Origin of the sequence: Leisingera sp. ANG1 (genome assembly GCF_000203975.2) — a bacterium.
In the GTDB taxonomy this organism is placed as follows: domain Bacteria; phylum Pseudomonadota; class Alphaproteobacteria; order Rhodobacterales; family Rhodobacteraceae; genus Leisingera.
In genome coordinates this window covers 761,934-774,456 of record NZ_AFCF02000001.1, presented here as the reverse complement: position 1 = coordinate 774,456, position 12,523 = coordinate 761,934, and the positions used below count along the sequence as shown (strand labels likewise).

The window sequence follows — 12,523 nt, the reverse complement described above, 5'->3', positions numbered from 1 at the left end:
GTTCCTCCTTAAGCCGACTCGCCCAGGTATGCTTCGCGCACCTTGGGGTTGCCGCGGATGTTCTGCGGATCGTCCTCGACCAGGGGTGTGCCCTGGGCCAGCACGGTGATCCGGTTGGCGAGGCTGAACACCACATGCATGTCGTGCTCGATGATGGCGATGGTGATGTCGCGCTCTTCGCTGATCTGCTTCAGCAGGTCGATTGTGTTGTTGGTGTCGGCCCGGGCCATGCCGGCCGTCGGCTCATCCAGCAGCAAAAGGCGTGGCTCTTGGCTGAGGCACATGCCGATCTCCAGCCGCCGCTTGTCGCCGCGGGACATGGCGGCGGCGTGCATATGCCGCTTGTCCGCCATGTTCATCTCTTCCAGCATATGCTCAGCCTTTTGCAGAATGTCCTTTTGTTTCAGCACCGCGGAGAGGGCGTTCAGCTCAAACGCGCCGTCCCGTTTGGCAAAGCAAGGGATCATCATGTTTTCCAGCACCGTCAGGTCGCCGAAAATCTCTGGCGTCTGGAACACGCGGCTGATGCCCATCTGGTTGATTTCGTAAGGAGCACGGCCCAGCACCGACTGGCCGTCGAACATGACGGAACCGGTGTCGGGGATCAGTTTGCCCACCAGGCAATTCAGCAGCGTGGACTTGCCGGCGCCGTTCGGCCCGATGATTGCGTGGACCGAATTTTCCTGAACGCTGAGGTTCACGTTTGAGAGCGCCTGCAGGCCGCCGAACCGTTTCCCCACGTCTTTGACTTCAAGGATACCCATTGTTTTGTCTCCTCATTCCGCGGGGTTGGTTTCGCCGGCAGCCTTGCCGCCGTCTTTGGCCTTGCGGCGGCTGAGCCAGCCTTTGATCCGCTGGCCGCCCTCAACCAGGCCGCCGGGCAGGAAGATCACCACCAGCATGAACAGGATGCCGAGGGTCAGATGCCAGCCCTTGCCGATGAAGGGGTGGATGATGAACACCACCGCGTCCTCCATCCCGTCCGGCAGGAAGCTGAACCAGGTGTGCAGCACGTTGTCGTTGATCTTGGAGAAAATGTTCTCGAAGTACTTGATGAAGCCCGCGCCCAGCACCGGGCCGATCAGCGTGCCGGCGCCGCCGAGGATGGTCATCAGCACCACCTCGCCGGAGGCGGTCCACTGCATCCGCTCCGCGCCAGCCAGCGGATCCATCGAGGCCATCAGCCCGCCTGCAAGACCTGCATACATGCCGGAGATCACAAAGGCGGCCAGGGTGTAGGGACGGGTGTTGAGGCCGGTGTAGTTCATCCGCTGCTGGTTCGACTTCACCGCCCGCAGCATCATGCCGAAGGGTGAGCGGAAGATGCGGATCGACAGGTAGAAGGCTGCCAGCATGATCAGCGCGCAGAGGTAGTAGCCGGCGTTGAACTGGAAGGCCCAGGGGCCGACCGCCATCTCGAAGGTGGAGCGCATTTCAAGGCCGAACAGGTTGGTCACCGGGATCGAGCCGTCCGCGGTAGCAGAAACGCCCAGGATGCGGGGGTCTTCCAGCGTCAGCTGCAGGCCGGTTTCGCCGTTGGTGATCGGGGTCAGCACTGAATAGGCGAGGTTGAAGGACATCTGCGCAAAGGCCAGCGTCAGGATCGAGAAGTAGATGCCTGAGCGTCTCAAGCTGACAAAGCCGATCAGCAGCGCAAACAGGCCCGCGACAATCACCGACAGCACGATCGCCGGGATCACGTTCATGCCGATCAGCTTGAACATCCAGACGGCGGAGTAGGAGCCGACACCCAGGAAGGCCGCGTGGCCGAAGGACAGGTAGCCGGTGAGGCCGAAGAGGATGTTGAAGCCGATGGCGAAAATCCCGAAGATCACGAAACGCTGCATCAGGTCCGGATAGCCCGCGTTGAACTGCGCCAGGGCGCTGTCCGTTGGGAACGGGTTCAGGATGAAGGGCGCAAGCAGCGCGAGGCAGGCGACGATGATCAGCTTTGATGTGTCTTTTTTGTCGAGTCCGAACATGTCTTATTCCTCCATCACGCCTTTGCGGCCCATCAGGCCCCGCGGCCGGGTCAGCAGAATGATGATTGCGACCACGTAGATGATGATCTGGTCGATGCCGGGCAGCAGCGATTTGACCTCGTTCATCGAGGCAAAGCTTTCGAGCACGCCCAGCAGGAAACCCGCCAGCACCGCGCCGGGCAGCGAGCCCATGCCGCCGACAACCACGACCACGAAGCTGAGGACCAGGAAGTCCATGCCCATGTGGTAGTTGGGGGAATTGATTGGCGTGTACATGACGCCCGCGAGGCCGGCGACAGCGGCGGCGATGCCGAACATGATGGTGAAGCGGCGGTCAATATTGATGCCCAAGAGGCCCACGGTTTCGCGGTCTGCCATGCCGGCCCGCACCACCATGCCGAAGGTGGTGAACTGCAGGAAGCTGAAGATGCCGCCGATGATCAGCACCGCAAAGAAGAAATAGACCACGCGCCAGACCGGATAGACGATGTCCATGCCAATGGCGGCTCCCAGGTTCACAACGCCGTTCAGGGCATCCGGGGCCGGGGTCTGGATCGGGTTGGCGCCGTAGAAGTATTTCACCACTTCCTGCAGCACGATGGCGAGGCCAAAGGTCACCAGGATCTGGTCGGCGTGGGGGCGCTTGTAGAAATGTTTGATCAGCCCGCGCTCCATCACATAGCCGACGCCGATCATGATCGGGATCGCAAAGAGGATCGCCAAAGGTACCGCCCAGTCGATGATGCTGCCGCCGATGTCGGGGCCGAACCAGGCCTCCACATAGGGGGTTTTCACTTTGAGCGGGTTGCCCAGAAAGTCCGTTTGGGTTTCGTCTACGAGTTCGAAGCTGAGGTTCAGGATGCGCTGCAGGGTGACGGCGCAGAAGGCGCCGATCATGAACAGCGCCCCATGGGCAAAGTTCACCACGCCCAGCGTGCCGAAGATGAGTGTCAAACCCAGCGCGATCAGCGCATAGGCCGAGCCTTTGTCGAGCCCGTTCAGGATTTGCAGGAGAATGGCGTCCATGGGTCCCACCGTGCGTCAGGTTGGGGAAGGCCCGTCCGGCGGGGGAGCGGACGGGCCGGTTGGGGCTGCCGGAACCCGGTGCGGACTCCGGCCCGGAAACTCCGTTGAGTTCCGGTGCCCTGTGGCTGGCTTATGCGCCCGGGTTGCAGGCGCCCAGGTTGCCGCCGGCGAACATCGGGTGATCCGGTGCGTATTCCACCTGTGCCCGCGGGGTGACCTCGACCACTTCCAGAAGGTCGAATTCCGAGGTCGGGTTTTCCTTGCCGCGCACCACCAGAACATCCTTGAAGCACTGATGGTCTTCGGCGCGGTAGAGGGTCGGGCCGTTGCCCATGCCGTCGAACTCAAAGCCTTCCAGGGCTTCGGCAACTGCGCAGGGGTTGAAGCTGCCGGCGCGCTCCACTGCATCCGCATAAAGCAGGGTCTGCACATAACAGGTGTGCGCGGCCTGGCTCGGCGGGAAGCCGTATTTGGTGCCGAAGGATTTCACAAAAGCTTTGGAGCCTTCATCTTGCAGCGTCCAGTGCCAGTTGGTGGAGCCGTGGATGCCCTTGACGTTCTCGCCGGCGCCCTTGGCCATCAGGCGGGAGTAGAGCGGCACCACGATTTCAAAGTTCTTGCCGTTCACCACCTTGTCGCGCAGGCCGAACTGCACCGCATTGGTCAGCGAGTTCACCATGTTGCCGCCGTAGTGATTCAGCACCAGCACGTCGGCGCCGGAATTCAGCACCGGGGCGATGTAGGAGGAGAAGTCAGTTGCAGCCAGCGGGGTGCGGACCTTGTTCACGGTCTGCCATCCCAGCGCCTCGGTGGCGGCTGCAATCGATTCCTCCTGGGTCCAGCCCCAGGTGTAGTCTGCGGTCAGGTGATAGGCGGTGCGGTCGGTGCCATAGAGGTTCTTCAGCACCGGCGCCAGTGCCGCGCCGGACATGTAGCCGTTGAAGAAATGGCGGAAACCGTTGGCCTTCTTGTCCTTGCCGGTGGTGTCGTTGGAGTGGGTCAGGCCAGCCATGAAGATCACGCCTGCCTCCTGGCAGAGGCCCTGAACGGCAATCGCCACACCGGAAGAGGAGCCGCCGGTGATCATCACCGCGCCGTCCTTCTCGATCATCGACTTGGCAGAGGCGCGGGCAGCGTCGGACTTGGTCTGGGTGTCGCCGGTGACATACTCGACCTTCTTGCCCAGGATGCCGTTGCCCTGCAGCGCCTTGGAGCTGAAGGTGTTCATCATGCCGCCGTCGCCGCCGCCGTTCAGGTGCTCAACCGCAAGCTCATAAGCGCGCAGCTCGTCAGCGCCTTCGTCGGCATACGGGCCGGTCTGGGGCACGTTGAAGCCAAGAGTAACAGTTCCGCCGGTCGGCTCGTTGGTGAATGCCGCGGCGGAAGAGGCGGTAAAGATCGTTGGCAGCGCCACGCCGGCGCCTGCAATTGCGCCGGTCTTAAGGACTCTGCGGCGCGATGCGTCAAATTTAGACATGTATTCCTCCCTGATATGATTGGTGCCTTGCAGCTCCTCACTTCTGCGCGGTACCAGCACTTTGCGTGCAAAATCAGTATGAGAGGCACATGTAAACTCAGGCAATAAAACCCTTTTACTGCTTGAAAATTCTGTAAAGAACTGAACAATAAGTTTCGGCCATCTGTAAACAAAGTTATTTTGCGTTGCAGAAAGCCGTTGAAATGGAAGTGTTTTGGGAGGCCCGCCATCATGGCACGCGATACCCTGACCGGCAGCCGGATCCGCGAGCGCAGGCTGATCCTGGGCATGCGCCAGGCCGAACTGGCGCGGGAGGCGGGGATCTCGGCCTCATACCTCAACCTGATTGAGCACAACCGGCGCAGAATCGGCGGCAAGCTGCTGGTCGGGATTGCAGGTGTGCTGGGAGTCGAGCCCTCGATGCTGAGCGAGGGGGCGGAAGCGGCGCTGATCTCCACCCTGCGGGAGGCGGCGGCAGACAGCGGGGTGCCGGTGGCAGAACTGGACCGGGTCGATGAATTTGCGGGCCGCTTTCCGGGCTGGGCAGAGGTTCTGGCAGCAGGGCACCGCCGCATCTCCACGCTTGAGCGCACTGTGGAAACTCTGTCTGACCGGCTGACACATGACCCCAACCTGGCAGCCTCGGTGCATGAGGTGCTGTCGACCGCTGCTGCGATCCGCTCCACTGCTTCGATCCTTGCGGAAACCGGTGAGCTGGAACCGGAGTGGCGGGACCGGTTCCATAAAAACCTCAACCAGGACTCGCTGCGCCTGTCTGAAAGCAGCCGGGTGCTGGTCAGCTTTCTCGATGAGGACGGCAGCGGCGCGGACCGGCGCGGCATGCCGCAGGAGGAGGCCGAGGTGTTTTTTCAGAACAGCGGTTTTCATTTCCCAGCCCTTGAAGACGGCTCTGCCACGCCCGAGGATTTGGTGCGGGACGAGCCGGACCTGACCGGCGAGGCGGCCCGCAGCCTCGCCCAGGCAGCGCTAGCGCAATACCAGTCCGACGCGCGTGCGATGCCCCTGCAAGCTCTGGAACAAGAGATTTCCGCGAGCGGGATAAACCCGGTTGCTTTGGCGGGCCGGTTCAATTGCGGGCTGCCTGTGGTGTTGCGCCGCCTCGCGGCGCTGCCGGAGGAGGTGCTTAGCCAGGAGGCCGGGCTGGTGATCTGCGATGCCTCCGGCACGCTGTTGTTCCGCAAGCCGGTGACCGGCTTTGCGATGCCGCGCTTCGGTGCTTCATGCCCGCTTTGGCCGCTTTATACTGCTTTGGTGAACCCCAATGTGCCGGTCCGGCGCAATGTGGTGCAGCACGGGCGCAATGCCGCGGCGTTTGATTGCATGGCCACGGCCTGGATGCAGAAACAGCCGGACTTTGGTGAGGACCCCCTGTACCGCGCGGTGATGCTGATTCTGCCCGGGGCCAAGGACGCCGAGGATCCGCAGCCGGTGGGAGCCAGCTGCCGGATCTGCCCGCGCCAAGCCTGCCCGGCGCGGCGCGAACCTTCGATCCTTAAGGAAGAGTTTTGACACTCATGCGGGCAGGGGGCTAACCTGCGGAAAAATAACCGCGTGTCCGGGCCGAGCAGGCCGCAGGACCGCGCCGGGAGGAAATTCTGCTGATGGGCAGGCATGTTGTTCTGATTGAAGACGAACCGAACATCACCGAGGCGATCCGGTTTCTGCTGATGCGCGACGGCTGGAGCGTGGATGCGCACACCGATGGTGCAACCGCGGTCGAGGTGATCCGGGATGCGGGTCCGGACCTGGTGATACTGGATCTGATGCTGCCGGGCAAAAGCGGGCTGGAAATCGTGCGCGAACTGCGCGCGTTAGAGGGCATGCAGGCCTTGCCGGTCCTGATGCTGACCGCCCGCGGCCAGATGCGCGACCGCGAAATGGCAGAAAAGGCAGGCGTTACCCGCTTTATGACCAAACCGTTCTCCAACGCCGAGGTTCTAACTGCGGTCCGCGACCTGCATGCCCAGGCCGGGCAGGGATAAGGGCGCCATGGCGCTGGGAAGCGGCGAAGAACAGGCGGGGACCCGGACAGAGCGCCAGACCTACCGCCGCCGCCGGCTGATGGACATTTCCCGGCTGCTGCCGCTGATCGGCGCTCTGTTGCTGGCGCTGCCGCTGCTGTGGCCCGAGGCTTCGGCCCATCCAGCGGCGCGTGGCGGGGTCAGCATGTCGTCGGCCATTATCTATATCTTTGCGGTCTGGATCGGGCTGATCGCCGCCTGTTTCGTATTCAGCCTGGCGGTGCAGCGGTGGGCCGACCACTGGACCGGCGGCGGACCGGATGGGACAAGCTCCCCAGAGCAGCCCGCTGGCAGAGAGGCAGGCAGCTAATGGCCTCCCTCAACGTTCTTGCCTTCGTTTGTTTGGCCTACGTGGCCTTTCTGTTCTTCATCGCTTTCTGGGCTGACCGCATGGCAACGCGGGGCAAGAGCGCGGCCTGGATGCGTTCGCCGCTGATCTACACGCTGTCGCTGTCAATCTACTGCACTGCCTGGACTTTTTACGGCGCAGTTGGCTATGCGGCGCGGTCCGGGCTGGAGTTCGTGACCATCTACCTGGGCCCGTCCCTGGTGATGATCTGCTGGTGGTGGGGGTTGCGCAAGCTGGTGCGGATCGGGCGCAGCCAGCGGATCACCTCAATCGCTGACCTCCTGTCCTCGCGGTATGGTAAGTCGAACCTGCTGGCCGCCGGGGTGACCATACTGGCGGTGATTGGCGTCACCCCGTATATTTCACTGCAATTGCAATCCGTTACCTTGTCCTTTGCAATCTTTGCAGAGGCCGACCCGCTGCGGGGGTATAACGAAACCTCCATCGTGTTCTGGGTTGCTGCGGGGCTGGCGGTGTTTGCGATCCTGTTCGGCACCCGCAACCTCAATGCCAATGAGCGCCACCACGGTGTGGTAACCGCGGTTGCGCTGGAGGCGATTGTCAAACTGGCCGCGCTGCTGGCGGTGGGGGTCTTTGTTGTCTGGGGTATTGCCGGCGGCATCGGCGAAACGCTGGCGCGCATCGACGCCTCCCAGATCGGGCAGTGGAATGTCGATGGCAGCCGCTGGGCCACGATCACCTTCCTGGCTGCTGCGGCCTTCATCTGCCTGCCGCGGATGTTCCAGGTGATGGTGGTGGAGAATGAGGATGAGCGCCACCTGCGCATCGCGTCCTGGGCCTTTCCGCTGTACCTGCTGCTGATCTCGATGTTCGTGGTGCCGATTGCCGTTGTCGGGCTGGACCTTTTGCCTGCCGGGTCGAACCCCGACATGTTTGTCCTTACGGTACCGTTGCAGCAAGGCCAGCAGGGGCTGGCGATGCTGTCCTTCCTGGGCGGGTTTTCCTCGGCCACGTCTATGGTGATTGTGGCGGCAATGGCGCTGTCGACGATGGTGTCGAACCACATCGTGATGCCGGTCTGGCTGCGGCTGCAAAACCGGCAGGCGTCCGTATCGGGCGATGTGCGCGATGTGGTGCTGCTGTCGCGGCGGGTGTCGATCGCTGCGATCATGGCGCTGGGGTATTTCTATTACCACCTCTCCGGGGGCGCCGCGGCGCTGGCGGCCATTGGCCTCATTTCCTTTGCCGGTGTGGCGCAGTTGCTGCCCGCGCTGGTGGGCGGCCTGTTCTGGCGCGGCGCCACCCGCAGCGGCGCGCTTGCGGGGCTGACAGTGGGGTTTGCAATCTGGCTGTATACCATGCTGCTGCCGGCCTTGGGCGGCGGGCTGCTGCCGGAGCACATTTTGCGATACGGCTTGTTCGGTCTCAGTTGGCTGCGTCCCGAGGCGCTGTTCGGTATCGAGGGCCTTGATCCGACGGTCCACGCTGTGATGTGGTCGATGAGCCTCAATGCAATAGTGTTCTGCCTGGTCTCGCTGATGAGCTTCCCCAGCCCGCTGGAGCGGCTGCAGGGGGCGCAGTTCGTCAATGTATTCGACCATTCCGCGGGCCCGCGCGGCTGGACCGGTTCGGTGGCGCAATGCGAGGATCTGATGATCATGTCGCAGCGGATCCTGGGGGCGACGGAAGCGCAGGCATTTTTCCAGCGCGAGCGGATGCGCCAAGGCGGCCGCGGCCCGCTGCCGGAACCGACGCCTGCCTTTCTGGAACGGCTGGAACGGGAACTCAGTGCCTCCATCGGGGCGGCTGCGGCGCATGCGATGATCGGCCAGATTGCCGGCGGCTCATCGGTTTCGGTTGCCGATCTGCTGGCGGTGGCGGATGAGACAGCACAGATGCTGGAATATTCCAGCCGTCTAGAGGCGCAATCGGCGGAATTGTCGGCAACAGCGCGTAAGCTTAGGGAAACAAACGAGAAGCTTACTCAGATTTCAGAACAGAAGGATGCCTTCCTGAGCCAGGTAAGCCATGAGTTGCGCACGCCTATGACCTCAATCCGGGCGTTTTCCGAGATCCTGCGGGATGCCGGGCAGCTCGATGCGCAGGAGCAGCGCCGCTATGCGGGAATCATTCATGATGAAACACTGCGTCTGACGCGGCTCTTGAATGACCTGCTCGATCTTAGTGTGCTCGAAAGCGGGCAGGTCAGCCTAAACATTACCGTCGGCACCCTGTCCGAAGTGCTGGATCATGCTGTTGCTGCCGCTCTGGCAGGGTCGGATCAGCCGCTGCGGGTCCGCCGCCGCCCGGAGGCGGAAGGGTTTCGCCTGACCTCCGATCTAGACAGGCTGGCGCAGGTGTTCATCAATCTGATTGCCAATGCCCAGAAATATTGCGACGCGGAGCAGCCGGAGCTGTCTGTCTCCGCCTCGATGTCCGGCGGGCGGCTTCATGTTGATTTCTTTGACAATGGAAGTGGTGTGCCAGCGGACGCCCAGCAGATGATTTTCGAGAAATTTGCGCGGGTCAGCCCGGAACGGGCAGGCGGTGCCGGCCTGGGCTTGGCGATCTGCCGCGAGGTCATGCAGCGGCTGGGCGGCGATGTCTCCTATCTGCCTGGACACGGCGGCGGCGCTTTCCGGGTTTCTCTGCCCGCTGCAGGTGAAAAGGCTGCATAACCAGCGCCGGAATACAGAAGTTGTTAACCCCCTTTCGGTTAAAACCGGGGAAACGGGACGCGCAAGGGGCAGGTTAAACAGCCTATGTCTGAGACAGAAGCAGCAGAGGCAGGCAGCGGCAGGCAAAGTGTGCTTGCACGTAAGCTGGCGGCGACCAAGGAAGGCGCCGGGGGGCTCACCAGTTCCCTGACCCTGAAGGCGTTGCGCCGTTCGGTTGCGCGCGCGGCTGCGGATCTCTGCAATCTGCCGATGGCGGTGCTGGCCGCGCGCCAGTCCAACCGGATGTCCGAGGACCTGGCTGATCAGCTATCCGACAAGGATTTGCTGGTGGTGCTGGACTGCCCGCAGGGGCGGCTGGGGGCTGCCAGCATGGATGCGGCTACTGTTACGGCGCTGATCCAGCAGCAGACCATCGGGGCGGTGATCGGCAAGGCACCGTCTGAACGTCACTACACACCGACCGACGCGGCAATGACGGCCGATTTCCTGGAGCGCAGCTTTGCCAAAGTTGTGGCTATGCTGGACGGTCAGACGGACCAGTCCCTGTTTTCCGGCTACCGCTTCGGTGCCCAGGTCGAAAACGTTCGCAGCCTGGTGCTGGGGATGGAGGCCGATGACTACCGGGTAATCGAACTGAACCTGGATCTCGCCTGCGGTGCCATGCAGGGCGTGATGAAGCTGATCCTGCCAGAACCAACTGCGGAAGAACTGCAAGACGGCCAGGGCAGCGCCAACGGCCCGTCGCTTGGCGCCAGCCTTGATTCGATTCGTGCGGAGCTGACAGCTGTGCTGTGCAAGATGCGCGTGCCGGTGCAGCAGTTTGCCAGCCTCAAGATTGGCGATAGCATCCCGTTGGATTCGGCCTTTCTCTATGAAACGGATCTGCTGACCATTGGCGGCAAACCGGTTGCACAGGGGCGTCTTGGCCAGATGAACGGCTCGCGGGCTGTGCGTCTGAACCCGCCCAGAAACAGCCAGCCGCGTAACGGCGGCGCTGAAGCGGCCGCATTTTCCGAAGGCGGCGGCATGGAAACGATGCCGGAACCGGCGCCAGCACTGGAAATGGATATGGGGATTGCTGCCCAAGGGCTGCAGGATCCGATGGATGACATGGGCCTGCCCGCGCTTGATGCTGGGCCGGGGCTGGAGGGTTCAGCGCTGGACGCAGGCGCTGGTGATGGTCTGGACGCAGGTTTCGGCGGCGGGCTTGGCGGTGATCTGGGCAGCGGCCTCGATGGTGGGGCCGATCCGATGGGCATGCCCATGCTCGAAGGTGAAGGCGCGATGAGCATGGACGGGCTTGACGGCGGCTTGACCGATTTGCCTGATCTTCCCGAACTGCCAGATTTCCCCGCCGGTGATCTTGGCGATTTCGCGGCCGGGGATATGGATGAAATTTCCCAGCTCGCCGGCTTCGATGGCGCTCTGCCTGAAAGCTGAGGCGCTGAAGGCAGCGGCCAGCCCCTTGTTTGGAACAGCCGAAAAATTGGGCGCCTGCGATGCCAGTTTTCCCCAGGTCATCAACGGCTTGCGGGATCAAGCGGGTTTGTGAACCTGGCTTAAACAGCGTGGCAGCGCCTTGTTTAGTGTCTCAGGATTCACTTCCTTTGCGCTGCTTGAACTGCTGCCTTCGATGCATGTCCAATCAGTTGCCCCGCCGGGCAGGCTGCAGCGCGTCTTGGAGCAGATCAGCTGCCCGCGCTCAGTTGCTTGCAAGTGATTCCAGCGCCGGACGCAGCCCATCCAGCTGATACCCCGCAGCCTGGGTTTTCTGCAGGATGTCGTCGGCAGCCATGTCGCAGGCCTGGCTCAGCGCCCAGACCACCGAACAGCGCGTGCCGGAGGCGCAATAGGCCAGCACAGGGCCTTCGCAGCCCTCGTACAGTTCCCTCTGCAGCGCAACATTATCCGGAGTCATGGTCTGATGGGTCAGCGGCAGCACCTCGAACCGCAGCCCTGCGGCCTCAGCGGCGGCACGGATCGCCTCGGCCTGGTGACTGGGCGGCACTTCCTCGTCCGGGCGGTTGCAGATCACCGTCTTGTAGCCGGCATCTGCAATGGCAGGCATGTCCTCGGCAGAGATCTGCGGCGAGACTGAATATCGGGGGGTGATTACGCGTGCATCCATGGCCTTAGTCTTTACGCGTTTGCAACCGCACGGTCCAGATGCCGGCTGAGCCTGGGCGCGGCCAACATGCCGCAGGCCATGGCTGCAAAGAATAGCATCCCCTGCCATCCGTTGTAGCTGAGCGAAGCCATGGCGGGGCCGGGGCAAAGGCCTGCCAGTCCCCAACCCGCTCCAAACAGCACGGAGCCCAGCACCAGCCGCCTGTCCAGTTCGGTGTGCGGCGGGGCAGGGAAGCTGCCACCAGCCGCGGGCCGGCGCCCCTGTGTCAGCCGCCAGGCCAAGGCCATCGGCAGCAGTGCGCCGCCCATCACGAAGGCCAGCGTGGGATCCCAGATGCCAAATATATCCAGCCAGCCCTGCACTTTGGCGGTGTCGGTCATCCCTGAGAACATAAGGCCGGTGCCGAACAGCCCGCCAGCGAACAGCGCCAGAAGAATACGCAGCATCAGATCACCCCCAGGATTTGGCGCAGAACCGCCAGTGTCAAAATGCCTGCCAGCATGAAAACAGCGGTTGCCGCGATTCCGCGCAGAGACAGACGGGAGATACCGCAAACCCCGTGGCCGGAGGTGCAGCCATTGGCAATGCGTGTCCCGATGCCCACTAGCAGCCCCGCGCCAATCAGCACGGCAGCATTGCTTGTGACGCGGGTATCCGGTGCATGTCCGGTAGAAAGTGCGATCAGAAACGGCACCAGCACGACGCCGCCGATGAAGGCGATACGCTCAGCTGCATTGGAGCGGCCGCTGCCATCCAGAAGCCCGCCCAGGATTCCGCTGGCGCCCATGATACGTCCGTTGCCCAGCAGGAACACCGCGCCGCCGAGGCCAATCAGCAGCCCGCCGCCCAGTCCCCAGATCCAATCCGCTTCCATCCGTTT

The 12,523-nt window shown here is 62.7% G+C and carries 12 protein-coding genes; 5 read left to right on the top strand and 7 right to left on the bottom strand.

Features of this window, described 5'->3' with window-relative positions; translation table 11 throughout:
- Positions 1-8: 8 nt before the first annotated feature.
- From GC1_RS03805 to GC1_RS03790, 4 genes are all read right to left on the bottom strand, one after another.
- Complete coding sequence (locus GC1_RS03805) at positions 9-764, bottom strand: ABC transporter ATP-binding protein (RefSeq protein ID WP_019295846.1); 756 nt, start codon at positions 762-764, stop codon at positions 9-11.
- Between the two features lie 12 nt (positions 765-776).
- Positions 777-1,982 (bottom strand): branched-chain amino acid ABC transporter permease, encoded by a 1,206-nt coding sequence (locus tag GC1_RS03800; RefSeq protein ID WP_019295847.1) that lies wholly within the window; start codon positions 1,980-1,982, stop codon positions 777-779.
- A 3-nt stretch (positions 1,983-1,985) separates the two neighbouring features.
- Entirely contained in the window at positions 1,986-3,008 is a 1,023-nt protein-coding gene (locus GC1_RS03795; protein WP_019295848.1) for a branched-chain amino acid ABC transporter permease, read from the bottom strand.
- Between the two features lie 130 nt (positions 3,009-3,138).
- The gene (locus tag GC1_RS03790; protein WP_019295849.1) at positions 3,139-4,485 is read right to left on the bottom strand and encodes a substrate-binding protein; all 1,347 of its coding nucleotides are present in this window, start codon (positions 4,483-4,485) and stop codon (positions 3,139-3,141) included.
- A gap of 231 nt (positions 4,486-4,716) precedes the next feature.
- Between GC1_RS03790 and GC1_RS03785 the strand changes: the two genes are divergently transcribed.
- From GC1_RS03785 to GC1_RS03765, 5 genes are all read left to right on the top strand, one after another.
- Entirely contained in the window at positions 4,717-6,015 is a 1,299-nt protein-coding gene (locus GC1_RS03785; RefSeq protein WP_019295850.1) for a helix-turn-helix domain-containing protein, read from the top strand.
- 92 nt (positions 6,016-6,107) lie between these two features.
- Entirely contained in the window at positions 6,108-6,488 is a 381-nt protein-coding gene (locus GC1_RS03780) for a response regulator transcription factor (RefSeq protein ID WP_019295851.1), read from the top strand.
- A gap of 7 nt (positions 6,489-6,495) precedes the next feature.
- On the top strand, positions 6,496-6,837 hold the full coding sequence (locus GC1_RS03775) for a hypothetical protein (RefSeq protein WP_019295852.1): 342 nt from the start codon (positions 6,496-6,498) through the stop codon (positions 6,835-6,837).
- A complete protein-coding gene (locus GC1_RS03770; RefSeq protein WP_019295853.1) occupies positions 6,837-9,515 on the top strand; it encodes an ATP-binding protein in 2,679 nt (892 codons plus the stop codon). The genes GC1_RS03775 and GC1_RS03770 overlap by 1 nt, the downstream gene beginning before the upstream one ends.
- Positions 9,516-9,599: 84 nt before the next feature.
- Positions 9,600-10,955 (top strand): FliM/FliN family flagellar motor C-terminal domain-containing protein, encoded by a 1,356-nt coding sequence (locus tag GC1_RS03765; RefSeq protein ID WP_019295854.1) that lies wholly within the window; start codon positions 9,600-9,602, stop codon positions 10,953-10,955.
- A 262-nt stretch (positions 10,956-11,217) separates the two neighbouring features.
- On the opposite strand, the gene GC1_RS03760 is transcribed toward GC1_RS03765, so the two are convergent.
- The 3 genes from GC1_RS03760 to GC1_RS03750 are packed head-to-tail and all read right to left on the bottom strand — an operon-like array spanning position 11,218 to position 12,517.
- A complete protein-coding gene (locus GC1_RS03760) occupies positions 11,218-11,643 on the bottom strand; it encodes a TIGR01244 family sulfur transferase (protein WP_019295856.1) in 426 nt (141 codons plus the stop codon).
- An 11-nt stretch (positions 11,644-11,654) separates the two neighbouring features.
- Positions 11,655-12,089 (bottom strand): DUF6691 family protein, encoded by a 435-nt coding sequence (locus GC1_RS03755; RefSeq protein WP_019295857.1) that lies wholly within the window; start codon positions 12,087-12,089, stop codon positions 11,655-11,657.
- Entirely contained in the window at positions 12,089-12,517 is a 429-nt protein-coding gene (locus GC1_RS03750) for a YeeE/YedE family protein (protein ID WP_019295858.1), read from the bottom strand. The genes GC1_RS03755 and GC1_RS03750 overlap by 1 nt, the downstream gene beginning before the upstream one ends.
- Positions 12,518-12,523: the final 6 nt, after the last annotated feature.